The sequence below is a fragment of the Paenibacillus pseudetheri genome (assembly GCF_924513355.1).
Lineage (GTDB): Bacteria > Bacillota > Bacilli > Paenibacillales > Paenibacillaceae > Paenibacillus_AQ > Paenibacillus_AQ pseudetheri.
In genome coordinates this window covers 149226-175531 of sequence record NZ_CAKMAB010000011.1, presented here as the reverse complement: position 1 = coordinate 175531, position 26306 = coordinate 149226, and the positions used below count along the sequence as shown (strand labels likewise).

The 26306-nt window shown below is 45.8% G+C and carries 25 protein-coding genes; 16 read left to right on the top strand and 9 right to left on the bottom strand.

Features of this window, described 5'->3' with window-relative positions:
* Positions 1 to 289: 289 nt before the first annotated feature.
* From L1028_RS13015 to L1028_RS13000, 4 genes are all read right to left on the bottom strand, one after another.
* Positions 290 to 1270 carry a polyprenyl synthetase family protein gene (locus L1028_RS13015; protein WP_234534419.1) on the bottom strand — a complete coding sequence of 327 codons (981 nt, stop codon included), beginning with the start codon at positions 1268 to 1270 and terminating at the stop codon, positions 290 to 292.
* Positions 1271 to 1287: 17 nt separating this feature from the next.
* Positions 1288 to 1737 carry a hypothetical protein gene (locus L1028_RS13010; RefSeq protein WP_042184507.1) on the bottom strand — a complete coding sequence of 150 codons (450 nt, stop codon included), beginning with the start codon at positions 1735 to 1737 and terminating at the stop codon, positions 1288 to 1290.
* Positions 1738 to 1981: 244 nt separating this feature from the next.
* On the bottom strand, positions 1982 to 3862 hold the full coding sequence (locus tag L1028_RS13005) for an FAD-dependent oxidoreductase (protein ID WP_234534418.1): 1881 nt from the start codon (positions 3860 to 3862) through the stop codon (positions 1982 to 1984).
* 48 nt (positions 3863 to 3910) lie between these two features.
* Positions 3911 to 4801 carry an FMN-binding protein gene (locus tag L1028_RS13000; protein ID WP_234534416.1) on the bottom strand — a complete coding sequence of 297 codons (891 nt, stop codon included), beginning with the start codon at positions 4799 to 4801 and terminating at the stop codon, positions 3911 to 3913.
* A 447-nt stretch (positions 4802 to 5248) separates the two neighbouring features.
* On the opposite strand from L1028_RS13000, the gene L1028_RS12995 reads away from it, so the two are divergent.
* The 5 genes from L1028_RS12995 to L1028_RS12975 all read left to right on the top strand — a co-directional run bounded on the left by L1028_RS12995 (position 5249) and on the right by L1028_RS12975 (position 9563).
* Positions 5249 to 5452, top strand: a complete 204-nt coding sequence (locus tag L1028_RS12995; RefSeq protein ID WP_234534413.1) for a CsbD family protein — start codon at positions 5249 to 5251, stop codon at positions 5450 to 5452.
* A gap of 169 nt (positions 5453 to 5621) precedes the next feature.
* Positions 5622 to 7034: an ATP-binding protein gene (locus L1028_RS12990; protein WP_234534411.1), complete on the top strand. Its 1413-nt coding sequence runs from the start codon at positions 5622 to 5624 to the stop codon at positions 7032 to 7034.
* Positions 7035 to 7129: 95 nt separating this feature from the next.
* A complete protein-coding gene (locus L1028_RS12985) occupies positions 7130 to 8404 on the top strand; it encodes an MFS transporter (RefSeq protein ID WP_341482537.1) in 1275 nt (424 codons plus the stop codon).
* A gap of 19 nt (positions 8405 to 8423) precedes the next feature.
* A complete protein-coding gene (locus L1028_RS12980; protein WP_234534409.1) occupies positions 8424 to 9089 on the top strand; it encodes an oxidoreductase in 666 nt (221 codons plus the stop codon).
* Between the two features lie 93 nt (positions 9090 to 9182).
* Positions 9183 to 9563 carry a RidA family protein gene (locus L1028_RS12975; RefSeq protein ID WP_076285938.1) on the top strand — a complete coding sequence of 127 codons (381 nt, stop codon included), beginning with the start codon at positions 9183 to 9185 and terminating at the stop codon, positions 9561 to 9563.
* Positions 9564 to 9648: 85 nt separating this feature from the next.
* On the opposite strand, the gene L1028_RS12970 is transcribed toward L1028_RS12975, so the two are convergent.
* Positions 9649 to 10425 carry a TspO/MBR family protein gene (locus L1028_RS12970; RefSeq protein WP_234534407.1) on the bottom strand — a complete coding sequence of 259 codons (777 nt, stop codon included), beginning with the start codon at positions 10423 to 10425 and terminating at the stop codon, positions 9649 to 9651.
* Positions 10426 to 11021: 596 nt separating this feature from the next.
* On the opposite strand from L1028_RS12970, the gene L1028_RS12965 reads away from it, so the two are divergent.
* Together L1028_RS12965 and L1028_RS12960 are read left to right on the top strand one after the other, a co-directional pair.
* A complete protein-coding gene (locus L1028_RS12965) occupies positions 11022 to 14108 on the top strand; it encodes a DEAD/DEAH box helicase (RefSeq protein ID WP_234534405.1) in 3087 nt (1028 codons plus the stop codon).
* 32 nt (positions 14109 to 14140) lie between these two features.
* Positions 14141 to 14944: a hypothetical protein gene (locus L1028_RS12960; protein ID WP_234534403.1), complete on the top strand. Its 804-nt coding sequence runs from the start codon at positions 14141 to 14143 to the stop codon at positions 14942 to 14944.
* A gap of 100 nt (positions 14945 to 15044) precedes the next feature.
* Here L1028_RS12960 and L1028_RS12955 read toward each other — a convergent pair whose 3' ends face one another.
* Positions 15045 to 15719 carry a GTP pyrophosphokinase gene (locus L1028_RS12955; protein ID WP_234534437.1) on the bottom strand — a complete coding sequence of 225 codons (675 nt, stop codon included), beginning with the start codon at positions 15717 to 15719 and terminating at the stop codon, positions 15045 to 15047.
* A 305-nt stretch (positions 15720 to 16024) separates the two neighbouring features.
* Here L1028_RS12955 and L1028_RS12950 point away from each other — a divergent pair, with 305 nt between their 5' ends.
* The 4 genes from L1028_RS12950 to L1028_RS12935 are packed head-to-tail and all read left to right on the top strand — an operon-like array spanning position 16025 to position 18620.
* Positions 16025 to 16807 (top strand): zinc ribbon domain-containing protein, encoded by a 783-nt coding sequence (locus L1028_RS12950; RefSeq protein ID WP_234534401.1) that lies wholly within the window; start codon positions 16025 to 16027, stop codon positions 16805 to 16807.
* A gap of 33 nt (positions 16808 to 16840) precedes the next feature.
* Positions 16841 to 17659, top strand: coding sequence for a TrmB family transcriptional regulator (locus tag L1028_RS12945; protein WP_234534400.1), 819 nt, complete (start codon positions 16841 to 16843; stop codon positions 17657 to 17659).
* 22 nt (positions 17660 to 17681) lie between these two features.
* Complete coding sequence (locus L1028_RS12940) at positions 17682 to 17984, top strand: hypothetical protein (protein WP_234534397.1); 303 nt, start codon at positions 17682 to 17684, stop codon at positions 17982 to 17984.
* Between the two features lie 42 nt (positions 17985 to 18026).
* Positions 18027 to 18620, top strand: a complete 594-nt coding sequence (locus tag L1028_RS12935; RefSeq protein ID WP_042123794.1) for a xanthine phosphoribosyltransferase — start codon at positions 18027 to 18029, stop codon at positions 18618 to 18620.
* Positions 18621 to 18720: 100 nt separating this feature from the next.
* Here L1028_RS12935 and L1028_RS12930 read toward each other — a convergent pair whose 3' ends face one another.
* The 3 genes from L1028_RS12930 to L1028_RS12920 all read right to left on the bottom strand — a co-directional run bounded on the left by L1028_RS12930 (position 18721) and on the right by L1028_RS12920 (position 21236).
* On the bottom strand, positions 18721 to 19677 hold the full coding sequence (locus L1028_RS12930; protein WP_234534395.1) for a diacylglycerol/lipid kinase family protein: 957 nt from the start codon (positions 19675 to 19677) through the stop codon (positions 18721 to 18723).
* 111 nt (positions 19678 to 19788) lie between these two features.
* Positions 19789 to 20127: a DUF4870 domain-containing protein gene (locus L1028_RS12925; protein WP_234534393.1), complete on the bottom strand. Its 339-nt coding sequence runs from the start codon at positions 20125 to 20127 to the stop codon at positions 19789 to 19791.
* 92 nt (positions 20128 to 20219) lie between these two features.
* Entirely contained in the window at positions 20220 to 21236 is a 1017-nt protein-coding gene (locus tag L1028_RS12920) for a serine hydrolase domain-containing protein (protein ID WP_234534391.1), read from the bottom strand.
* A gap of 469 nt (positions 21237 to 21705) precedes the next feature.
* Here L1028_RS12920 and L1028_RS12915 point away from each other — a divergent pair, with 469 nt between their 5' ends.
* The 5 genes from L1028_RS12915 (at position 21706) to L1028_RS12895 (ending at position 26269) form a co-directional block, all read left to right on the top strand.
* Entirely contained in the window at positions 21706 to 21894 is a 189-nt protein-coding gene (locus L1028_RS12915) for a hypothetical protein (protein ID WP_042123803.1), read from the top strand.
* 398 nt (positions 21895 to 22292) lie between these two features.
* Positions 22293 to 23339, top strand: coding sequence for a cytochrome c oxidase subunit II (gene coxB, locus L1028_RS12910; RefSeq protein WP_042123804.1), 1047 nt, complete (start codon positions 22293 to 22295; stop codon positions 23337 to 23339).
* 127 nt (positions 23340 to 23466) lie between these two features.
* Positions 23467 to 25314 carry a cytochrome c oxidase subunit I gene (gene ctaD, locus L1028_RS12905; protein WP_234534435.1) on the top strand — a complete coding sequence of 616 codons (1848 nt, stop codon included), beginning with the start codon at positions 23467 to 23469 and terminating at the stop codon, positions 25312 to 25314.
* Positions 25311 to 25937: a cytochrome (ubi)quinol oxidase subunit III gene (locus L1028_RS12900; protein ID WP_234534389.1), complete on the top strand. Its 627-nt coding sequence runs from the start codon at positions 25311 to 25313 to the stop codon at positions 25935 to 25937. The genes ctaD and L1028_RS12900 overlap by 4 nt, the downstream gene beginning before the upstream one ends.
* Before the next feature lie 5 nt (positions 25938 to 25942).
* Entirely contained in the window at positions 25943 to 26269 is a 327-nt protein-coding gene (locus L1028_RS12895) for a cytochrome C oxidase subunit IV family protein (RefSeq protein ID WP_234534387.1), read from the top strand.
* The last annotated feature ends 37 nt before the right edge of the window (positions 26270 to 26306 follow it).

Below are 26306 nucleotides of genomic sequence, written 5' to 3'. Positions count from 1 at the left end.
ACAGTCTTTCTCCTAAACTCTTCATTGTACCGCTGCCGCTGTTCACCCATGTGAACACCTCCTTAGATATCTTCATTATCTTAATCTCTTAACGAGGTGTCCACTTTATATTCTAGGTCTAGTTTTCCTTGTATATGTCTTGTGGAGTAGAGCTTGGAAGCGAAAAGGCTAAACATGCTCACGGGCGCTGCGCTACGTTCGGCTTGTTTAGCTAAAGTACACAAAAAAACGGATAACCACCCAAGTGAATGGGAGGTATCCGTTTTTGATTGCTGCGATAGACATAAGATTAGCGATCACGGTCGGCAAAATATTGCAGTAGCGTGTCCAGATCGGCATGCGCTGGATAGGAGGAGAGCTGCTGAACAATCGCTCCAGCCTTATCCAGGTAGTTCTGACTGACCTGTTCGGCGCGAGCTAAGGCATCGCTTCTCTTAATTAGGGTGAGCACATGTGCCACCTCTGCGTCCGAAGAGTCGGGCCCGATTGCACGGATCACAGGCGAAAGCTTTGGATCCTGTAATGCGTAAAGCACTGGCAGGGTAACCTGACCATGACGCAGGTCGCTGCCGGCTGGTTTACCCAGTACAGCCTCAGACTGTGTGAAATCCAACAGGTCATCTTGTATTTGAAAAGACATCCCTAAGGCCTCACCAAAGGTATACAGGAGGTTAGCCACTTCCTCTGAGCTTTCGGTGGATAATGCACCCACACGTAAGCAGGTAGCCATAAGAAGAGCTGTTTTGTTTAAGGACTTCTCCAGATACTGCTCCATTGTAATCTCATAATCAAAAGCATGTTCCATTTGCTGATACTCACCTAGACAGAGCTGAGCAGTAGCTACAGAAGATAAGTCATGAACATATTTGTTTTTGTCTCCGGTATATTTGCTGAGTAGTTCGATAACCCGAGCGGACATATAATTTCCAATATGCACAGCTGATAGTGTGCCCGTCTTAGTATGTAGGGCGGGTTTGCCCCGCCGTAACTCAGAATCGTCAATGATATCATCATGAATTAATGAGGCAACATGAATAAATTCAGCGGCAGCAGCTAATTGAAGCGATCTTCGACCCGTATCCTTTCGGCCAAAACGGCTGCCAACAATGACCATAAGAGGACGGAGGCGTTTACCTCCAGAATTTATAAGCTCAAGAACACTCTGCCCGAGTTGAGATTTCTTAGGAACATCCTTATCTCGTGCCACAAGATTTACGATTTCACGATTAATTTCATCTATGTCTATGTTTAAGGCCTTATGCAGCTTCATCTTATAGATCCCACCTGTCAAATGGCTTTGCTTGTGCGACTACGCTGTCTGCACTCTTGAATCAAGAACTGTTCGATTCCAGCCGCTGGATCATGTTCCGCGAAGTCTCCATTTGACCGTCTAATTTGCATTTTTTTGATCGAAGGAGCTAGATAAGCAACTAGGTCGAGCTCACGGCATTTCACCGCAAACTGAAGGTAAAAGCTGTACAAATAATCTCCATCCAAAATGTTGCGTGTAAGGTCGGGATGATGTGGGATACATTCCATATGGCGCTCAGCTGCCAAAGTGAGAATAGTGTAAATACCCAGCAAATTGACTTTGCGGTTGTATTCCAGATCATGGCGTTCTAGTACCGAGATTAGCTGCTCACATGCAGCCGGAGAGGGATTAAGCTCAATTCCGGCAATAGGTGACATTTCAGTATGCAACAACCGGAGGGTATCTTCTATGAGTTGTTTGTTCACAAGATTCTCTCCTTCTTGTCGGTTTTGCCGGAAGAAACCATACCCCTGATCATCCCTACAAAACCATTCATTAAAGAATAAATTCACCATTTCCTGATATTAGGAAGATTATTTTCTTCTTGTAAATAAGGAGAGTAATGTGTCCTAGGGACACATTACTCTGAAGTACATCCATATTTAACTTACTGACATGCAATCTACATATTTGTTCTAAAATAAATTACACGAATTCAGGGCTTTATAATCAGTCGGTGTATAGATACCATCGTCTGACAATCGGAACTCTCTTCCAATGTTTCTTAAGCCAAGGAAGTACATAGTAATCTAGGCCAAATGTGCTGCCCGATCCGCCGATGCAGGCGATACCCGCACCAACATACCATAACATTTCTGTAGAAGCCATTTTGGTCGACCAGATCATGACGGACATGGCTATCGTCGCTATAGAAGCGATAGCTGTGAACAGACCAACGATGAGCATAATACCGAATACGATTTCTGCACATACCATACCGATTTGGAACCATTTCGCTAGGAAAGTATAACTTCCGTCGTTGTTGTAGAACATCAAATCCATGAACCAGTTTGTAATATCATATACGAAGCCAGGAACTGGCAATGCTTCAACCGCTTCTTTTGCAGTGGATACTGCTGAAGCTGCAGATTGTGCATCTACTGTTGTTTTAACTGCATCCACCGCTACGCTGGCTGCTGATGAAGCATCCGTTGCAAAAGGAGCGGCTGGAATTAGGAATATTTTGTTTGGATCTACCCAAATTTTCCGCAACTTATCTATACCTTCATATAACCACATTCCACCAAGCAGCATGCGAAGCGGAACGAGCCAGAAGTTAGGTGAACGCTTGGAGAAGTGTCCGCCCAAGAAGCTCTTTCGGTTCTCAACATGGAAGAACTCATGCATCATATAAGTCCAGACTTTATTGAAGCCTACAACCTGAGACAGGTAGAACATATTGATAAAGTGTTTGGATAACATTGCCATAAAACCAGTAAGCATAAAGAACTTGCCTGGCAAACCAACGTTTGCTACACCGTAGCGGCTACCGATAGATACCATGGTACCGTGGAAACCTGGTTTGTAAGCTTTTTTAGCAGTATTCTGAATGTCAGCTGCAATGTTGCCAGCAACGATCGGAGCTGCTTGTTCAGCATTCTCAACCATTTGTGGTACAGGACGAGTTTCACCTTCAGGAATGAAGAAAATGTTGTCCCCTACTACATATACGTTCTTATGATCTACACTTTCAAGGTTCTCATTCGTAACAATACGTTTGCGTCCTTGTTGTTGTACTTCAAGTCCACCCACGATTTCAGAACCTTCAACACCTGCAGTCCAAACGATGGTTTGTGAAGCGACAACGTTTTTCTCACCAAGGGCAACACTACCTTCGCCTACTTCAGTGATCTTGGCGCCTGTAACAATTTCCACGTTCAGCTTGCGAAGGTGAGCTTCAGCTTTTTGAATCAGCTTATCTGGAAGGATAGGCAGAATCTTCGGAGCCATATCAGCCACAATCAATCTTACTTCGGATGGGTCGATATAGAACTCCTTGCATAATTCCTCGCGTTGCTCAGCCATTTCCCCGACAAGCTCGACACCTGTAAAGCCGGCACCAATGATAACGAAAGTTAGCATTGCACGACGTACAGTTGGATTTTTCTCCATAGCGGCTTTGGTATACATGTCGCGGATTTGACGTTTCAATGCTACCGCATCATCGTAAGACCAGAAGGAGAAAGTATTCTCTTCTGCACCTGGAATGCCGAAGAAGGTTGGTTTGCTACCTGTACCGATTACAAGGTAATCGTACGCATAGGTAGTTTTATTGGATTTGAGTTTCTTACCCTTGAAATCAATATTGCTGATTTCGTCAAGAACAACATTCACTTTAAGGCCAGCAAAGATTTTCTTTAGATCGATCTTGATTGAATCCTCTGGAGCACGGTTCGCGGCAACCTCATGCAGCTCAGTCAATAGAGTGTGATATGGATTCCGGTCGATCAGTGTGATTTCAACATCTTTGTTTTTCTTAAATTTCTTTGCCAGTTTCTTAGCCGTGAGTACGCCGCCGTAGCCGCCGCCCAAAATGACTATTTTTTTCAAAAGAAATTCACCTCATTCGTCTGATTAACTGCAGAAGGTTATGCGAAATTATTTCGCGCCTTCGAGTGCTTTTTCAGCAAGTGTAAAATATTCACCAACATGAATACTCACGCCGGAAATTGCATCAGTTTTACCTTCAGCTGTAAGTTCTGGAGCAGTGCCTTTTTCAAGGTAGTATTGCTCAACTTTTGCGATCTCTTCATGCCATTCAGCTTGAGCGCCGCCAGCTTTCATACCGTATTTACCATCAACGGAGAATTGTTTTTTGTCGTCGCCAGCAGCATTTACACCGCTGAATTTAACAGCCACGATATTTCCGTTAGCAACAGTCAAGTCAACAGTGGATTTCCAACCGGATTCTTTATCCATTTCGCCTTCAGCATGGTAGCCTCCGTCTTTGTATTGGCCAGCTTCCACAGGGCCAGCGGCCAGAGCAGCTTCAGCAGCTTTTACAAAGTCAGTAACGTGTACGGATACTCCCGAGATTGCATCAGTTTTCCCCTCAGCGTCTAAAGTTATAGCTGCTGGATCTTGTTTTTCAATCAGGAACGCTTCAGCTTTAGCTGCTTGTTCGTGCCATTCAGAAGAAGCGCCGCCAGCTTTCATGCCATACTTACCATCTTCAGATACTTTTTTCTTCAGGTCGCCTGCACTATTAACGTTAAAAGCATTCCAATCAGCTTTAGTGATTTTTCCGCCTTCTACAGTCAAAAGTGCATAAGTTTGCCAGCCGGTTTTAGCATCGGCTTCAACAGTAGCGTAGTAAGTTCCGTCCTTGTACTTCGCTGCTTCAGTTCCAGTATTACTGGAATTAGCTGCTGCATTGGTTTCAGTTGGAGCGTTAGTAGCCGCCGGGGCGTTGTCTGTGTTGTTGCCACAACCTGCGAGCAAACCACCAAGGATAAGGGCAGTCGACAAGATTACTGTTGTTTTTTTCATTTGTAATGACCTCCAAAAATATAGTTTAAAATATATATATTAAAATGTAAAACATTTTAATAGTAATGCGAAGTGATAAAAATCACTTTATAAATGATATTTGTCACTTTAATCTTGGGGTGAAGTGCCAAACTCTAACAGTATCATGACATATATCGGCATACAATAGAAAAAAATTTAATAATATTGTTTCAGCTCCGAGGGCATTCTAGCACATGGAGCAGATAACTCATGTGAAAAAAATCACTTAAAAAATTAAATGTTTAATTTATACATGGATTATATCAAATTTTAAAGGATTTGAATACCTCTTTTTAAACTATTATTTTACAAATTGTGACTTTCTATAGGTTAGGTAAGATTCATAGGGAATGGTACAGGGTAATTTAACGATAACACAGGATAGTATTCTACCCTACTTAATCTAGCTAAGGAGATGAACATATAATGGACAACAACGTGTTTAAAGGAAAATGGAAGCAGCTCAAAGGCGAGGCCAAAAAGCAATGGGGCAAGCTTACAGATGATGATCTTGATGTGATCGATGGTGAAAAGGATAAATTGGTAGGTAAACTACAAGAGCGTTATGGTCATTCGAAAGACGACGCGGAAAAAGAATATCAAAGCTGGGGACGTTCCTACCGCGATTAATTCAAATTAACTTATACTCTAAACACCCAAATATAAAGTGTATAGGAAGAGCGCAAATCGTATACGATTTGCGCTCTTCCTATACAACAATTAGGTGGACGGAGGTTAAGCTATGGTAATATCGTGAGATGAAATTTGTAATTTATCTTGTGCAGGTAGGGGCGTATCTATGGGGTATCTTAAAATATTTTTCGGGAATACCGCAATTCTTATAGCGGTGGCCTATTTGGCTAATCTGATCTATAAACATACCATTTCAAATGCAACTGTAGGGATAAAGAAGGCGAGCTGGGTGATCCTGGCGATCTTTGCTGGTTGGATCAGTACTCTTTTTGGTTATAATCTGGACGACCATGTGATCTTTGATTTGCGGTTTGTACCCCTAATCATCTCGACACTGGCGTATCCTAGACCCATCACACTTATATTGATCGGTATAGGGACGGGGCTTACAAGGTTAACTTTTGGAGTGACAGAGGCAGCGGTAGCAGGAATGCTTAATCTTTTTATTTTAGGAGTTATTTGCGCGGCGCTTAGCTACTGGGTCAGACGCTCAATCCTCAGTATTGTGAATCAAGGTTTGATCGTTATTCTAATCGTTAATCTAATGAATGCCATAAACATTATGGCGTTAGGCGTTATCCCTGTGGAAGAGTACATAAGAGAGATTATGCCAATTACGTTCCCTGCGGGGCTAATCTTAAGTATTTTGTTCTCCTTAATTATCCGTGATTTTCAACTCGGTCTTCTAAGGAATGAGCAGATCCAGCATGCTAACGAACAGTTGTCTGCTCAGACTGAAGAATTACATAAGAACAAGCTTGATCTTGAAGAGCGTGCTAATCAGTTAATGATGGCGTCTCAATTCAAATCGGAATTTCTAGCCAACATGTCACATGAGCTTAGAACTCCACTGAATAGCATCATTAATTTATCGCAATTAATTGAAGAGAATGATGATTCGCTTGCGGAAGCAGAAATTAGAGAGTATGCAGCCATTATCCATCGTTCGGGTGATGAATTATTGATGATCATCAGCGATATTCTGGATTTATCCAAGGTGGAAGCAGGTCGATTAGATATTATAAATGAAGAATTAAATGTTAGCGAGATCCCAGATTTGCTGGCAATGCAGTTCGCTGTGACCGCCAAACAAAAAGGACTGGATTTTAATATCTCTATGGATGAGAATGTCCCTCCAATGATCCATTCCGATCCACATCGAGTGCAACAGATTCTGCGCAATTTGCTCTCTAACGCTATTAAATTTACAAAGACAGGTTACGTATGGCTGCATATCCACGAGCAGGAATGTGGGGAAGGGGATGCCGTGCAACATTGGCTTGTGTTTGATGTGAAGGACAGTGGCATAGGAATCGCACCGGAGAAGCATGCCATGATCTTTGAAGCCTTTCAACAGGCAGACAGAACGACTACCCGGAAATATGGTGGAACAGGACTAGGGCTTTCTATTAGTAATGACTTGGCCAGATTGCTCGGCGGGTTCATTTCTATGGAGAGTAAGGAAGAGAAGGGGAGTCGATTTTCACTTTATTTGCCCCTTGAAGTGGATAGTGAGTAAAGCTCCAATATTATTTGGCGATTTGGCGTATTGACAGTAGATTGATGCGGAGTAGAATGAAGCCAATGCCGCATCAAAGGAGTGTTACCGCCTCTATGGACAACATGGAAAATAAGCATAAGGTTACGGTTTCAAAACGTGTTCGTAAACCTTCAGTGCATCGTAGAAATTTGCGTATTGCTACGCTGGAAGGTGTGCCATCAACTATTTTTCAGGTACTGCTGCAAGGGCAGTTCCTAACAGGATTCCTGCTATATTTAGGAGCCTCCTCTAGTCAAATTGGATTTGTGCTAGCGCTTACTACATTAGTTAATGTGGCACAGATTGGTGTAGCTTTTCTGATTCAGAAGCTGCCAAGTCGCAAATGGGCCATGGTTACTTTTATCGGTCTGCATAGGATACTTTGGGGTTCTACGGGACTAATCCCGTTTATTTTTCCTAAAGAATATTGGGTCATCGCATTTATTGCTTTATATACTACTGCTTTTATTGCCAATACTGCTGGTGGTGTGCTGTGGAGCTCTGTGATTAGTGATCTAGTTCCCGCACGGGTACGTGGACGTTATTTTGGGATTCGTAACACTGTCCTGAATGCACTTGGAAGTTTGGTTATGTATGGCGGAGGAATTATTCTGGACCGTTATCCCGGGGGTCATGGTTTTCTGATTCTATATATTGTTGTGTGGATCTTCTCGATATCGAATGTCGTAGTATTCTTTTTTTATCCGGATGTACCGTTCGAGAAATCAGAAGAACATAAATTTTTGCCCATGTTTAAGAAACCGCTTAAAGATACATTATTTATGAAGTCAACCTTGTTTCTGGCTGCTTGGCTGTTGTTGCAAAACCTAACGGTTCCGCTATACTCTTATGTCATGCTGCGGTTACTTCATATTAATTATGAAACGTTGTCATTGCTTAATGTGTCCCAGACCGTATTTATGATGGCTAGCTTCTACGTTTGGGGAAATCTAAATGCGAAATACAGCAATAAGCGACTGTTATTCTTTACTTTGCCGATTATTGCGTTGTCCTCATTGATGTGGGGACTCTTGTCTGTGATGCCGATGCTGCTGGTCTTATTTGCGGCCCATATCGTTTTTGGTGTTGGTGTAGGGGGTTTCAACCAGCTGGCCTTTAACTTTATTATTGGAGACACTCCGAAAAAAGAAAGACCGATGTATATGGCCACATATGCGGCGCTTACCGGGTTATCATCCTTTTTTGGTCCGCTTATTGGCGGACAGCTCTATGAAAAAATTGCGCACTGGCCGCAATGGACTCAGGTATACGGTATGCAGCTAGTGGTAGGAACGCTGATGATTGCACTTGCGTTTTTGCTAGGTCGTCGTATTCTAAAGGACGAATAGAAGTAAAGGGGGTTATTCCTTGTTAAGAATAGCGATGGTATTAGGTGCCACCGGATTGGTAGGCAAAGCGGTTACGGAGGAATTGTTAAATCGTGATAGCTGGGAAGAAGTAAGGGTGCTTGTACGGACACCGTTAGCCATAGAACATCCTAAACTTAAACAAATCGTTGTAGATTGGGAGAACTTAAGAAACTATACAGAGTCGTTCGAAGGGGTACATTCCATCTTCTGTTGTTTAGGGACTACGATAAAAAGGGCGGGTTCACAAGAAAAGTTTGAACGAGTCGATCTACACTATCCGCTTGATGCTGCAGCCATAGCGAGAGAACAGGATGTTAAACAGTTTTTGGTCGTCTCTTCAATAGGGGCAAATGCGAAGTCGCGTAATTTCTACAGTCGGACTAAGGGAAGAGCGGAAGAAGGTTTAACCGCTATTGGATTTCAAGGTATGCATATATTTCGCCCCTCCCTGCTACTGGGCCAACGTGAAGAATTCAGATTAGGGGAGAGAATCGGAGCTGGTTTGATGAAAGCGCTGGATTTTGTAATGGTGGGTAAGGCGGCTAAATATCGTGCCATACCTGGTACGACAGTCGCAAGAGCTATGGTTAACATTGCGTCTGCGGATACCCGTGGATTACATATTTACACGAATGAAGTGATACATGTGATTGGGAAACACTAAGCATTCTGGGTCTCTAATAAATTTGCATTAAGATGAGAACAGGACTTACAATGGACAATAAATGATCAGCGCATAATGGAGAGGGGTAGTAAGATGAGCAAAAAACAAGTAGCTACAACAAAAGCACCCGGAGCAATCGGTCCTTATAGTCAAGCTATAACCACGGGTAGTTGGGTATACACTTCAGGACAACTTGGCCTGAATCCGGAAACAGGTAATTTGGCTGAGGGCGTACAAGAACAAGCGCGTCAAGCGCTTAACAATGTGCAAGCCATTCTTGAAGAAGCTGGTGCAACGCTAGACCATGTAGTAAAGACAACCGTATTCTTAAAGGATATGAATGATTTCGCGGCCGTTAATGAGGTTTATAGCACCTTCTTTAAGGAACCTTATCCTGCCCGCAGTGCTATTGAGGTTGCGCGTCTGCCTAAAGACGGACTTGTTGAGATTGAAGCGGTAGCTCGTAAGAAATAAGAAGTTATCCTTTGCACTTTTATTATTTTACCAAAATGGCAGGCTAAGGTGGGCAACCCTAGCCTGCCATTTTTTTATATTAGAATTAGTAACTTCTGTATCTCCGATACCTGCTACGGCGGGGTTTGAACAGTAACCAGATGCTGTAAAGCAGCAGGAGACCTGCTGAAATCAGTCCCGTTAAATAGACGTTGCTGGTCTCTTTGTGTTCCAAGGCAACCGCAATGAAGGCCCACGCGAATACGAGTGGATAAATGCTATCTCGGTAAGGATAGCTGACCACAATTGCAAGCAGAGTTCCCACGCAGAGCATGATAACGCCCCAAGTACTACCGCTAAGCCCCAAACCTTCCCAATGATTCTTTTCTAGAACAACGCTGATATTCACGATAGTAGCCACAGAGATCCAGCCAAGGTATATACTAAAGGGTAGCTTCAGCAGCCATTTCTCGCCTGAGGTAGGGTTTGTGATCAAACGTGTTTTCCGGTAAATGACAATCAGTGTGATTAACATCAGCACCATAGCAACCAGAGAGAGCTCAATGTATAAATATTGCCAAAGGAAGAGCCAACTCATATTAAAAATACAGCTCAGAACAAACCAGAACTGAATCGCCCGCACAGAATCTCTAGAGGCAGTATAGGAGCGGAATTGATAAAAAACGAAGCCGGCTAACAGTAGATAAATCAAAGACCAGATGGAAAACGCGTAACCGGCAGGTGTGATGTAGGTCTGATATTTATCAGAGATTTCTCCAGTGCTGTGCCCGCCTAATGGTAAAGTGACCGAGAGCACATTCACGATAATCACACCTAAAAAGAACAGAAGATTCCACCATTTATAAGGATTATAACGTCTCAAACAATTCACTCCCTAGCTTTTTAATAGGGTGATGCTTACTTAGAATATACCCGCTTTCGGCACAATTAAGACTATAAACAAGAAAAAGCGCCTTCGGCGTCCCTTGAGGACGGTAAGCGTTTATGCGAGAAATAGAAGGATAATGTATAACGTGAAATTTATACTTTCTTATATTTTAGAAAAGAAGTGACTAGTGAGTCATAATGTTCATGGATAGCATGGTGGTGGTGAAGGGTATTTTACGATAGTGGCTAGAACATTTATTAAAAATATGCTGAAATGAATCAAATTCACGGGTGTTTCTATGTACTTCAACTTTATTTGCATAAAAATCTGCAGAAAATATGCAGAAACGTTTTTAAATCAGCGCTTTTTCGTATAAGATGAAGAGATGAAGATTCAAGAGCAGATAAGTTTTATCCTAGTTCTTTATCCTTATATTTCTTACAGGAGTGTATCTCATCTCTAAAAGGATGGAGAGACTACTTCTACTTGTATAGCTTCAAAATTTATTTCTCGCGAAAAAGGTTGCAGTTACCACCTGATGGTGGCGGACTGGTTCTTTTTTTGCTTGCTTAAAAGACAGGAGATCACCGATGACTAAGCATCTTTATGCAATATGGTTGGGGGATGTGTTATTTTGCTTCTCTGGCGAAACTTCGGAGCCGAAGGTTGACGCTTGGACCCGAGTGGTGAAGCGCCTGGAGCTGCAGGGAGGAGTTCGCCCTTTTGCGAGTGCTGCTCTGCGGCTCGCAGAAGTGAAATATCCGGCTCCTCCTGTAGAGGGGAAGCCAGCACGCCGTGGATTGCCTGGAAGAACATTCGAAGGGCTCGCCTTAGTCCCTAGCGATGCATTTGAACTGCTTCTGGCATGGGATGAGACATTATGCCGAGATCAGGGAGTAGAGCCTGGCGGCGAATTGCGCTATTGGGCGGCAGCAGCCCGCTTTGCACTGGAACTTATGGGTACAGGAGGCGTTACGCCAGGAGCCTTGCCCCCACGTCCGGTAGGTTCACGTCGTCGTGGTGGTGAACAGGCAGCAACGGTCTGCTGGTCTCCAGCTTTTCGAAAGCAGGAGGATAAGGAGATCTTTCTGCAACTGGCGGCGTCCATGCCGGTATTGGCCTTAGGAACGCATATAGCTGAAGCGGGGGATTTATCTTCGAGGGATGAGGCTGGCGCCTATGTGCTTTACTCCTTTATGCAGGCGGTAATGACTGCAGAGATAAAGAAAGTGATTGCGGGTATTGAAAGTGAACTTACTCCTTACAAAGCAAGTTATCGCCGGGGTTACTCCCCTTTAACTGAGCTGTGGTGGAATAGTCTTCTTACAGGCAGCCGGGATATACCGGTACAGGGAACTCAAGCAGAGGTGACAGATCTTCTGGCTACCGTGAATGAGACGGCTGGAAGTGATGTGCCCCAATCGGAACCTGAAGAAGCGCGGAGTGGACAGCTGGGTCTTGGGCTACGTCTGGAGCCCCCTGGAGATAATGACGAAATCTGGAGGTTAACCTTCTGGGCGGAGAACAAGGAAGAAGGGGAATTCTGGATTCCGGCAAAATCGATTTGGAGCAGTAAGGAACGAGAGTTTACGTTATGGGGGAAACGCTATCGTAATATACAGCAGCAGCTTCTTATAGCGCTGGGCCGAGCGGCAAGAATCTCTCCAGACATAGAGCGCGCTCTTTCTATGCCTGCACCTAGGGGAGCGGATTTGGAACCAGAGCGTCTTTATTTCTTTTTGAAGGAGACGGTGCAGCAGCTGCGTGAGCGTGGAATAACCGTGCAGATGCCATCGCGCTGGAGCCGAGAGGGACGCCGCCGAATTGGCATGAAGATGAAAATGCAGCCGGTAGTGAGTGGGATTGATAGTCCTGCTCCAGTGGCTCTTGGGATGGAAGAGCTGATTTCATTTCGCATTGAAGCCTCACTTGGGGAGAGTACAATCAGCGAAGAAGAACTAAACGCACTAGTGGAGGCGGGCGTGCCATTTGTACGTTTCCGCGGAGAATGGATTGAGGTAGATCCTAAAGAAATTCGCCAGGTTCTTAGATATATGAAACGCCACGAAAATGGGGAAATGACAGCAGCTGATTGGATGCGTCTAGAGGCTGAGGATGGTGAAGATCGGCTCTGGAAAGGGATGTCGGTCACGGGGATGGAAACATCCGGACTATTGTCATCGCTGATGCGGGGCGACATATTGCGGAATCTTCCAGTGCGTTCCGTACCTGAAGGTCTGCACGGAACCCTGAGACCTTATCAGGAGCGCGGCTATCAATGGCTCTCCGTTCTCAGTGGTCTGGGATTTGGGGTGTGTCTGGCCGATGATATGGGTCTTGGTAAGACGGTGCAGGTCATTACCTGCCTGCTGGACCGCGCTTTAAGTGCTCCACCTGAAGAGAAGCAGGAGCCTGTGCTGATTCTATGTCCAACCTCACTTTTGGGGAACTGGCAGCGGGAATTGCAGCGCTTTGCGCCTTCGCTTAAAGTTCACATTCATCATGGTGGACGCCGCGTGCGGGGGGATAGCTTTTTAGAACTGGCTGCCAGTCATGATATTGTATTGACGACCTATCATTTAGCAGGTCGTGACAGCGAGGATTTAGCGAATGTTCGGTGGTCCACTGTGGTGCTGGATGAAGCTCAGTATATTAAGAATCATCGGACAAAACAGGCGCAGAGTGTGATGAAGTTATCAGCGCCGCATCGCATAGCTATGACGGGGACACCAGTAGAGAACAGATTAGGCGAGTTATGGTCTATTTTTCACTTTTTAAACCCGGGCTATTTAGGGACCTACCATTCCTTCCGGCAGCGTTATGTATCTGGAGAGGGTGGAGAACGGCTGCGGGAATTGCATCGCTTGGTATCGCCATTCTTGTTGCGCCGCTTGAAAAGCGATCCGGATATCTCTAAAGATTTACCGGAGAAGCTGGAGCTGAAGTCTTATTGTCCGCTGACGGAAACACAGGCAGCCCTATATCAGGGTGTCGTGGATGAAATGCTTGGCGTGATCGGAGAGAGTAGCGGGATGGCTCGCAGAGGACTCGTGCTGTCTTCTCTAACGAAATTGAAGCAGATTTGTAATCATCCTCAGCTATTCCGCAAAGAAGAAGGCAGGGGTCCACGAAGTGAACATTCCGGTAAAATGGAGGTCATGTTCGAGATTCTGGATAGCATTGCGGAGGTCGGAGAATCTGTGTTGATCTTTACTCAATATGTAGCGATGGGAGAACTCTTGGTTAGCAAGCTGACTAAGCGTTATGGAACAGCACCGCTGTTCTTGCACGGCGGAATTCCAAAACGAGAGCGCGACGAGATGGTTCATGATTTTCAAGAGGGAAAAGGGCCATCCTTCTTCGTACTTTCTTTAAAAGCGGGTGGCGTAGGGTTGAACCTTACAAGAGCTAATCATGTCATCCATTACGACCGTTGGTGGAATCCAGCAGTTGAGAATCAGGCGACAGACCGGGCATTCCGAATTGGTCAGGATAAAAATGTTCAAGTGCATAAGTTGATTTGCCAAGGAACGTTGGAAGAACGTATTGATGAATTGATTGAGCGTAAGAAAAATCTTTCCGAGCAGGTTGTTGGCTCTGGCGAAACATGGTTGACTGAGATGTCCAATCATGAGCTGAAGGAACTTATTGAACTGCAGGATCAGGACTGGATGTAAGACAGATATGAGTGTTACGGAGGGATCAAACAATGAGTGAACGGTTAGAGATGCGGCTGGAAGTTGTGCCTGGATTAGTAAAAGCAGCATGGACGGTGCTACCCGGGAAAGTGACGGGAGGGTCTCGGTCAAAGGGTGAATGGAACGCCAGCGCGCCTGCTCAGGAACAACAAGCGGATCAACCTCTCTCTCTGAAGGTTCCGGTATGGCATGCTGCCCGAAGAAAAGAAATATTACGAAGTCTGGCACTAAGTCCTGGGGAAGTGTTTGCCTTGCTGCAAGGGCGTTTAACGGGTGAGCTGGCAGAGCTTGAGCTTCTACCTACGGATAATGAGCTGGAGCAAGCCCTTTTTGAGGGTGAGGGTGTGGAGCATAAGGCGGAGACTCTGAAGCTTATTAAAGAACGTCTTGCTGAAGAGCCACTGCTGGCACTTTCGCTGAGAGGATTTACTAAAGGAGAGCTCTTGGACGGGATTTTTGCCCTTTGGGCTGAAGGGGATATTTCTAGCGACGAAGCTGAAACAGACGAAGAAGAAGTCTCGGTTAGTGATCTTTCTACGGAATTGGCTCGACTTGAACGCAAGGGACCGGCCATTTCCTCTGGAGAATGGCTGGCAGAAGCGGCTGCTGAAGGTTCGTTACATCAGCCTGGGCCACAGTTCCATGAGATTGCGGCTAGACCGTTTCCTTCGCCGGTAGTAGTAGCTGAAGTTACAGAAGACTGGGGAACGTTGCTACCGCAGACACCTAAAGCCATTGAGGGATTAACTTTGATTATGCAGCGGGTTGCAGAAGCGTCTGCACGTCGAGCGAATAAGGGTCTGATTAAACGGTAAGTGAAAATACGAAAGAGACTGTCTCAAGAGTAGGGAGTGCTACTCTTGAAACAGCCTCTTTTTTTGCCTAATTATCTGACAGAGTTTCTGGTTAGTTATTCTAATGCTGCCCAGCAGGAGGCGATTCTCCTTCTGAAAGCTCTAGAATTTCGCGGCGAAGACGCAGCATTTTTTGATCTAGTTCGTCAGCGGCGCGCGCGGCTTCTTTCAGTTCGTCAGCGACATGCGAAGGCAACTGTTTATCGAATTTATAATACAGAATATGTTCCATGCTTGCCCAAAAATCCATAGCAAGAGTGCGCAGCTGGATCTCAGCCTTGATCCAGCGTGTTCCTTCCAGCAGGACCAGTGGGATACCGACTATAAGATGAAGGCTTTGATAACCATTTGGTTTAGGATGAGCTATATAATCTTTAATCTCAAGCACGCGGATGTCTTCGCGTGTACTAAGATGATCAACTAAACGGTATATATCTTTAACGAAGGCACATACAATCCGCATTCCGGCAATATCGTGAATGTATTGCTCCATATTTTCCAAGCTGAAACCGTAGCCTTTGCGTTCCATCTTTTGAAGAATGCTCTTTGGTTCTTTGATCCTACATTTGACATGTTCGATGGGACTGAAGCCGTCGCGGGATTGCCATTCCGTCTTGATCACATCAATTTTATTCTGAAGATCATTTAACGCATGGCGATAGAGTGCCGGTAAGGCTTCGAACTCGTTAACCAGTTTGGCGAAATCCTCGTTGCTGTTACCTTGCCACTGTTGCAGATCCTTTACGTGTACCTGTAGCTGACTAAGCGTAAGCTGTGTGCTCTCATGTTCTTCCACTGAAACTCTCCCGATTTCATTATTTGTGATAATTCTATTTTAACCGATGTAGAACCCCTGACGCAAAATTACATTCAAATTCAGGAAATATAATCCATAAGTGTAAGAGTGAAGTGGCTTAAATCAATTAGTATGGATTTTATAGGAACATTCTCCTCTAAATCGCGTATTAAAGCACATTAATGAATCTACTCGATACATTTGGTATGATAGAAACACGTATCGCTGGAGAGGGAGGAACTGTAATGAGTTTTATCAAAAAAATTAAAGATAGCGCGAGCCGGGTTACCGAAAAAGCCCAAAACTCAGTAGAGATCGGCAAGCTGAACGGACTTATTTCCGATGTTGAACAAGAGATGGAAGTTGAATTTACGAAAATGGGCAGACTTTTTTATGAAGGATATCGTTCAAAGGATATGTCGGTAGCTGAAGGTAAAATGGTGGAGCTGTCCCGTAACTGTTCCAAACTTCAGGAAAAAATCGAGGTCCTGCGGACACGAATTGCTGAACTGAAAAATGAGCGTTTATGTTCATGTGGTCATATTGTGGCGCTTGATGCAAACTTTTGTCCGAAATGCGGAAGTAAGCTGGAGCCATTGTCCGCTTCGAGAAGGGTGCCTTCTGCACCGGTATTTGTTCAATCTGTGAATGAAGATGATGAAGATCAATATTATGGCGAAGATGAGCTTACGGATGAAGAGAAAGAAATTGCAATGAAGCTGCACCCGCAGAGTATCGTATATGCTGAAGTTCAGCATCCGGATGATGAGCGGCCACTTGAAGAATATAAGACGAGCGAGCAAGATATTGAGCGGGAACGTAAACAAGCCGAGCAGCTGGAACGGGAAAGAAAAAGACAACTTGAACTAGACCGTCGCTTTGGCGAATGGCATAAGAATGAGCATCAGGAGGAATCTGCAGTCACTGAGGACAATGGTGTACGAGATATGATCCAGTGTCAAATCTGTCGGAACGAACTACCTAAGGGCTCCTTATGGTGTCCGCGATGTGGATCAGAGCAAATATAGAACGGATTTCAGTCAGCTTAGGGGGACAACAAGATGGAACAGCTGCTGCTGCACCTGCGCAATCTGGGCTTCACGGAGATGGAGTCCAAAATTATGGTAGAGCTTGCCACAAAGGGTCAGGCTTCTGGCTATGAGGTTGCCAAACAGCTCGGAGTTTCAAGATCGAATGTGTATGCGGCGTTACAACGCCTTACGCAGCAGGGATATGTACGATGTGGCGAAGGAGAACCTGCGCGGTACAGTGTACTCAATCCAGAGGAGCTTGCGACCATGATCTCGGGACGGGTTCAAGCTTCACTGGCTTATATGGAAAGTGAGATGCCTCGCGGTGGACCTGTTAGCCCTTCGTTTTATAACGTGGAAGGTGACCGCAATGTATTGGGCGCACTTATTCGCCAACTTAATATGGCTGAGCAGGAGATCGTAGTGGATATGTGGCGCGAGGAAGCGTCACTTCTGCGGAGTGAGCTTGAACAGGCGGAGCTGCGTGGCGTTAGACTCCTATGGGCGTTTGACGGTGGCAATGCTGCTCCTGCCACCTATCCGGTATGGCCGCCTCTCGGAAGAGATTCAAAGCGAACAGATGGACGGAAGTTCTCATTTGTGATCGATCGGAGCTGGTGTATGCTCGGGATGCGCTATGAAGATGGATCAGCGCAAGCGGTTGTAACCGAGCACCCGGTGTTAGTAGATCTGCTATTGAATCATTTTGCGCAGGAAATGGTACTGTTCGAGCTGGAGCAGGATATGGGCGCAGAATTAGAAGAACGTTATGGTGAACGTTACAGCAAAATTAACAGTAAATATGTGATGCATGATCCAGTTGATGATGGGGAAGAACAGGCGCAGTAGCTATTACAGGGAGGTGAAAAGCATGGAATGTATCGTACATTTTGAAGTAGTGCATGAGGATGGTCCTAAGAAATTGCGTGGACTGCTGTTTCTGGATAAGGGAGCAATTCCCGGAGAAGCAGAGCTAGTTGAAATGTTCAAGGACATGAAATTTAACGTGAGACTGGAAGATCGCGAGAAATTGATCTTCAAGCCGGTAAATCCGGGCGATTTCTTGGAGATTCGAATTACGGGTTATGATAACGGGCAAGAAAAGAGCAAAGATGATCATAACTTAAAATCTATTGTTGGAAATTTATTACCACAGAAACCGACAGGTCTATAAAGTGGGGAGAAAGGATTCATTGATGGGAGAAGGAGAAGCACAATGGAGCTGTTGAGACAAAAAGTTTTAAAAGAAGGTATTGTACTCGGGCAAGGCGTGCTCAAAGTGGATTCTTTTCTGAATCATCAGATGGACCCCTTTCTAATGCGTGAGGTTGGCCGTGAGTTTACCCGCCGTTTTTCCGGCGAAGAGATTACGAAGGTACTGACGATTGAGTCTTCGGGAATTGCTCCGGGGATTATGACGGCATTAGAGCTGGAGGTTCCGCTGATTTTTGCCCGTAAGCAGAAATCGTTGACGCTGACAGAGGATATTTATGTAGAAAAGGTTTACTCCTTCACGAAGAAAGAAACGAATGAAATTACCGTTTCCAAGAAGTTTATTGCTCCGGGTGAGCGAGTTCTGATTGTCGATGATTTCTTGGCGAATGGCGAAGCCGCCTTCGGACTTGCTCGTATTGTTGAGCAGGCAGGAGGAAGTGTGGTTGGGATTGGTATCGTGATCGAAAAAGCGTTCCAGCCAGGAAATCGGTTACTGCAGGAAGCTGGTTACCGAGTAGAATCACTCGTGCGGATCGCTTCACTGGAGGACGGAAGAATCTCTTTCGTGGAAGAAGAGGAAGGGCTGCTTAGCTAAGACTCTTTAGTGTAGATTCGGACGAAGTTAACATTAAAACAGCAAGAGACAGGTTTATAAGCCTGTCTCTTGCTGTTTTTTTTGTGATGCACAGGTATGCTTACCCGTTGCTACCGCATGCCGCTGCAGGATCGGCGCGGCGCTGCGCGCTAACCGCCGCCAGCGGCGAAAGCACCCGCAGCGACCCTGGCTCGCAGCGCACGGCAAGCGGCCCTTTGCCGAAGCTCTCGCCATCGCCGATCGCCGGCCGGGCCTCTGCGAAGTTGACGGCTACGCTACGTCCACGCAGCATCGACACGAAGGGCAACGCTACATGCTTGCCCTTCAGTACCGTTGGGAACAGCCGCAGCAGTTGCCCGCGGCTGCACTCGTGCACGACGCAGACGTCGAGCTGGCCGTCATCGGCCTTCGCCTGCGGGCAGATCAAGAGCCCGCCGCCGTAGCTGGGCAGGTTGCAGACCGAGACCAGCCATGCCTTCTCAAAGACGTGCTCCGTCCCGTCGCACGCAACACTCACCCGGCATGGCTTAAACGTCATCAGCGTATGCAATATGCCGATGATATAAGCCAGTTGGCCTGCGCCAATGGCATTGCACAGCCGTTTGTAACGGCTGGCATTCACATTCTCGGCCACCTGAGCATCAAAGCCGTTGGCAACGGCTGTTAAAGTCAGTCCGTTTGCGCCTGAGATCAGATCGGCTTCGATATACCGTTCGCTAAGTGCAGCTTCCAGCGCGGCTTCTGTCGAAAGTGGAATGCCGAAGCCGCGTGCAGAGTCGTTACCGGAGCCAGCAGGGATGATTGCCATGGGAATGTCTTTGCCACGAAGGGCACCCAAAATGCTGTGCAGCGTGCCATCACCGCCGATTACAATCGCGGCTTTCCAATCCTCGCGGTGTTTAAGTGTATTTAGAAGGAGGGCTTCTGCACCCTCTGCACTATGCGTAAACAAGGTCATATATGGCAGCATCCGCTCTTTCATGAGCGTCTCTACAGTATGCCAGGTCCGCCCGCCTGCACCCCCGCCGGAACGTGGGTTTATGATGAATAGATACATTTAAATTCCTCCAGCCTGTAGAATTCCGTTGATGCCCGTCTTTCCATTGTAAGGAGTGAATGGGCAAAAGGGAATACTTTTCAGCGATAAGAGGTGTTAGTTCATCGGTGTTTATAGATGCCTAATCTGACTTTCTGCGATATCCCCAACCCAAGGAAGTTTATACCATCTGCTGCTTAAAGCCTGATAGATCATAAGTAGCCATATAGCAAAGCTGCAAAGAGAAAGGATTGCACTCAACAGGGAACCGAGAAAAGGGATAAATCCGGTTAGAACATGGAGAATCATCAGCACGCCGAACGTAAGCAGTGATTGCAACGCGTGGAACAGCACGAAGCGGTTGTGTTTCTCCAGAGCGAGAAAGACCACGCCGCCGATAAAAGGGAAAAAATAGCACAGCGCGCCCGCAATATTATCGGGCAATCCGGTGGATGATTTGAAAGGGGACAAAGGGCTCACTCTCCTTCTACTTGGAGAAGAAGGGGGGTAGTTCGCTACTCCTTCTTCCTTAAAAGCCTATGACTTGTCAGGAAAAAGTATGTTTAGCTCATTGTGGGTATAATATACTTTTCCAACAGCTTGCGGGGGCTCTTCCAATTGTTTGTCTTACTCTCTGCTGTAAAGACCACAACCGCATCTAACTTGGGTAGGAGAAGGATTTGCTGTCCGCCATGACCGTGGGCAAGCTTGTAGGGTTGGCCACTCATCGTACCCATCCAGAACTGATATCCGTAATCTCCAAAAGCCGGATATCCCGTAGTCTGTGCGGTGAGTGCTTCTTGTAGCCAATGCTTCGGAATGATCTGCTGGTTCGCAAATACACCGTTATTAAGCAGACAGATACCGAATTTAGCCATATCTCTTGAGTTCAAGTACAGACCAATATGTCCCATACTGTGTCCTTCGGGACTCGGTAACCAAGCGGTGTGAGCCATTCGGAGGGGGCTAAATAAATGCTCAGCAGCATAGGTGAATGCATCGAAACCTGTAGATTCACTAAGGATCATCGAAATCAGATGTGAGTCGATACTACGGTACTGAAATTGACCGATATGTTCCGGGATAATGTTCATACTAAGGGCAAAGGATCCCCAGCGGCGACTGCGGTGCAGGTTCCGGACGAAAGGCTCACCTAGCTTCTTGCCCGTGATCCAACTAAATCCGGAAGTCATGGTGAGCAGATGACGGAGAGTGATTGTTGATAAATGAGGGGAATGTAAGTATGGAACGTGTTTACGAAGTACCTTGGAAACCGAGACATTAATATCAGGGATATCTCCCCGATCGATAGCGATTCCGGTAATTGCACCGATAAAACTTTTAGTTGCAGATCGAAGATCATTTAATGCCCCGGCATGATGGTTGCCGTAATAACGTTCAAAGATGAGTTTGCCATGCCGAACAATAAGCATACTATGCATCTTTTGGTATTCTTTCTGAATAGCGTAATGAGCTTGTTCAAGACCCTCCCGGCACGTTGCAGTTTCCTCAGGTAGCGCGGTAGTCATTGCGGGAACTACGTTATAAGATGAAGTCAGTAATGGTGTAGGTTGGCCCATAGAGATCTCCTTTTCCTGCTGTGGTAAGTGCTAGGTGTGGCCTGCTATAGAGCATATTGTATTTTAACCCGACACGAGCAATATGACTTACGAAGAGCATAATAAAAAATAAAAATTTTCCAATTAGCACATTTTACAAGGAAAGGTGGAAGTTGGACCCGAATATGATACAATATAACGATAAGGCCCGAAAGGGGTGATTCAGTAAGTGGCTCTTCGGGTAATAAAAGTGTCAAGGAGCTTTCGTTCAACAGGCGTCCTTACTCTCAGCCCAAATCACGACGAACCTGCTTCACCGGCGAACTAGTATCTCAAGGCTTTGAAGCTTTGAATTTTACGTTTTGGCGGATAATGCAAGCCACGTATGTGTAATGGTTACTTCACTTGCATTCGAGGTTACGGCGTACTTTTCATCATGCATTCTCTACAACGGAGCATTCATTTTCAATGTTTTGGGAGGGAACTGATCATGGCAAGTAAAGGTCATAACGAAGTCAAGGAAAGTTTACGGGAAATGACACGCATTTTCCGGCCCAAAGATCCCAAGAAATTCGTAAAGGAGTACGTCCGAAAATATCGGATTACCGGAGGCTATGAAGAAGAACTGACCATGGTCGTGGAGCATGAGCTGGTAAAGATGAACTCATCGGTCTCCTAGCTAACAGATACGAGTGTCACTTACTTTTGACATCATTTTGAGTAATAACATCCACGAGGATTCTTATAAACCGTGCCCGAGCAACGTTTGTTGCAGGAATCGGTTTTTTTTGTATGTACATTTATGAATAAGAAATATTATCTCTCATAAAATAGTCAAATGAATTAATAGACACATTTCACAATGAATGCGCTTTAATGATCATTTTTTATTTGATTGCGTTTTCAAAAAAATCGCATGAATGCAGATGGGACAAGGGATTATTATGTCGAAAATTACAATGTGAACTAGTTGTGAACGATTGACAAAACTTTCCCTTAAACTTATATTAATAGTGATTGTTATAATTGACAGAAAAAAACAGGAACCTACGAAATCGGGAAAAGCGGGGTAGATCAATGATGAAAACGTGGCAGGCTGTAAAGCGACTCCTTCCCATGACCGCTATGTTTGGACTCTTTCTTGCCGGGTGCGGCCGTGAGGACTTGTCAGTGCTCAGACCGCAGGGACCTCAGGCGGAAATGTCTTACGGATTAATGGAGCTGTCGATCAGTATTATGATCGTCGTGTTGCTGATTGTCTTTACGATTGCAGCTTATGTACTGATCCGTTTCCGTCGAAAGCCGGGTCAGAATGAAATCCCTGAGCAGGTTGAGGGTAGCATTAAGCTTGAGATTCTCTGGACGGTCATTCCGCTTATCCTCGTAGTGGTACTGGCAGTTCCAACGGTGAAAGCAGTGTTCGCCGCAGGAGATGATCATGCCAATGATAAGGACGCGATCAAGGTTAAAGTAACCGGCCACCAATATTGGTGGGAGTTTGAGTATACCGATTACAAGGTGACTACAGCGCAGGATCTGATTATTCCAGTGGGCAAGGATATTGCTTTTGAACTGGAGACTAAAGACGTGCTGCACTCCTTCTGGGTCCCTTCCCTTTCCGGTAAAATCGACACTAACCCAGCCGGAACGATTAACCGCTTCAGCTTCAGTGCACCTAATGAAGGCGTTTACCGTGGCAAATGTGCGGAGCTATGCGGACCGTCTCATGGATTCATGGAGTTTAAGGTGAAATCGGTTAGTGAACAAGATTTTCAGAAGTGGATAGATTCGATGAAAGCACCCGTAGCTGTGCTGCCAGAGGATCCTGCTTTAGCTGAGAAGTTCAAAGCGGCGTGTCTGACTTGCCACGCTGTAGGTGATCAAGGGATTAATAATGCGCCGAACTTGACCGGAATTGGTTCTCGGGAGTCGATTGCAGGGATCCTACTCAACGATGACACGAGGGAAGATGGTGCGCCAATTGAGGAGAATCTCAAAACTTGGCTGCATGATCCACAATCCGTAAAACCGGGCAATCTGATGCCTAACCCCAAAGATCTAGGCCTAAGTGATGCGGAGATTGATGGCATTGCTGAGTATCTGGCCAACTATAAGCTGGACTAATGCCTTAGCCTAAAGGCGGGCGGAACTTTCGAAAAAGGGGGTACGAACTTTGGCTCAAGCAGCGCATACCTTGAATTCATCCAAGCCTCTGGGGCATGGCCACAGTGTGAAGCGCCATACAGGACTTATGGATTGGCTAACAACCGTCGATCACAAAAAAATCGCAGTTTTGTACCTATGGGCCGGAGGGTTATTTTTTGGCATCGGCGGAATTGAAGCACTTCTTATTCGCTGGCAACTCATCAAGCCCATGAATGACTTTTTGGATGCACAAACGTTTAATGAACTCATAACTATGCATGGTACGACGATGATCTTCCTCGGCGTCATGCCAGTCATCTTCGCACTAATGAATGCCGTCATTCCACTACAAATCGGTGCACGTGACGTAGCCTTTCCTTTTCTAAATGCACTTGGCTTCTGGACCTTCCTGTTCGGCGGGATTCTACTGAATCTCAGCTGGGTAATGGGTGGCGCTCCTGATGCCGGTTGGACCGCCTACACCCCACTTTCATCAAGTACATACAGCACTACACACGGTGTAGACTTTTATACAATTGGACTTCAAATTGCCGGATTAGGTACCCTTATCGGGGGGATTAACTTTCTAGCCACGATCATTACGATGCGCGCGCCGGGAATGACCTACATGCGGATGCCGATGTTTGCTTGGACTACATTTATTACTTCCGCAATTATTTTGTTTGCATTTCCAGCAGTTACAGTAGGTTTAGTACTGCTGACATTCGACCGGATTCTTGGAGCCAATTTCTTCGTGGTTGGGGCTGGGGGTAATCCGGTGCTCTGGCAACATATCTTCTGGATATTTGGTCATCCGGAAGTATATATCCTCATTCTGCCTGCCTTCGGAATTATATCGGAGGTCATCCCGACTTTTTCACGGAAGCGACTGTTCGGGTATAGCTCGATGGTATTTGCTACCATTTTGATTGCCTTCTTGGGCTTCATGGTTTGGGCTCACCATATGTTCACTACCGGACTTGGGCCGGTGGCTAACGCGTTGTTCTCTGTATCGACGATGCTGATTGCGGTTCCGACAGGAATCAAGATTTTTAACTGGTTGTTCACGATGTGGGGCGGGCAAGTGCGTTTCACGACACCGAACCTGTTCGCGGCAGGATTCATTCCTACCTTTACGATGGGTGGCGTCACCGGCGTCATGCTGGCTTCTGCGCCTGCTGACTTTCAGTTCCATGATACGTATTTTGTTGTAGCGCATTTTCACTACGTTATTGTGGGCGGCTTGGTGCTTGGCCTGTTTGCAGGTCTGCATTACTGGTGGCCGAAGATGTTTGGTCGGATGCTAAGTGAAAAGCTGGGCAAATGGACCTTCTGGACGTTTATCATCGGATTCCATCTGACATTCTTTGTACAGCATTTCCTTGGGCTTATGGGGATGCAGCGCCGAGTATTCACGTATTTGCCGAATCAGCAATTCGATTTGCTGAATTTAGTCAGTACAATTGGTGCTGGGCTGATGGCAGTCGGTACGATTATTTTCTTAGTCAATGTCTTCCTAACTTCAAGAAAGCCAATGGATGCAGCTGATGATCCGTGGGAGGATGGACGTACACTAGAATGGACGATTCCTTCGCCACCGCCAGAATATAACTTCAAGCAAACCCCACTTATCCGTGGAATTGATGCATTCTGGAAAGAAAAAATGGCAGGAAATAAAGGTATGACTCCGGCTGAACCGGTCGGTTCGATTCATATGCCGTCTGCAACCATATTGCCGTTCACTATGTCTGTTGGGATTTTCATCGCTGGACTTGGCTTTATGTTTAGTCGGGATGACTTCGGCAACGCCTTTATGAGCTTTATGTTTAATAATTATATCGTTACAGCCATCGGTCTTATCATTACGTTTGGATCTATGCTGTTGCGTTCGCTGTATGATGATCATGGTTGGCATATTGAACCTGAAGAGCTGGAAGGAAGTGAGCGGACATGACAACGGCACATGCAGAAGCTTCTAAGGAAGAATTTCCTCACGAGCCGGAAAAAGCTACGCTCGAAGGACGAAACAAGGTTCTTGCCTTTTGGTTGTTTCTAGCTGGGGAAGCGGTATTGTTCGGCACGTTGTTCGCAACGTTCCTCGCATTGCGTAATCAGACGAATGAGGGGCCATCGGCGAATGAACTGTTTCACCTGCCGCTTGTAGCTGCTGCAACATTCATTCTTTTGGTAAGCAGTCTGACGAGTGTATTCGCTATCCAAGCGATGCATAGGAACCGTCCGGCTGTGCTTCGTAACTGGCTTTTGGTAACTGTAGTCTTAGGGCTTGGCTTCCTGATTCTGGAGATCTATGAGTTTACTCAATATGTGAGACATGAAGACTTCGGAATGACTACAAGTGCATTTAGTTCGGCATTCTATACATTAGTAGGGTTCCACGGTGCGCACGTAGCTTTCGGGATTGCGTGGATCTCCATCCTGATTGGGCAACTCATGCGTAAAGGATTGACCGTAGTTACTGCACCAAAAGTGTATGTGTCAGCCATGTACTGGCATTTTATTGATGTAGTTTGGGTCTTCATCTTTACGGTTGTATACCTACTTGGAAAGGTGGGCTAGACACTATGACGACAGATCAGCATCTGCCAGAGAACGACGGGTATAAACATCGTCATCGGCATGAAGGGCCACAGAGGCATATTGTTGTCTTTATACTGTCCATTGTCTTGACCTTAATTGCTTTCGCCGCTGTTGCGGCTGGAGGTGTGAATGCCACCTTTGCGATTATTCTACTACTGGTGATGGCAGTCATTCAGGTCATTGTACAGATGGGCTTCTGGATGCACCTGAAAGATAAAGGACATCTAATACCGATTATCTTCATGCTGGGTGGTTTTTTTGCCGCCGGTACCTGTATTATTATGTCGCTGTACTGGGTTTGGTGGAATTAACGGACAATAAAGAAAGAGGTGGGCTGAGATGCCCCCT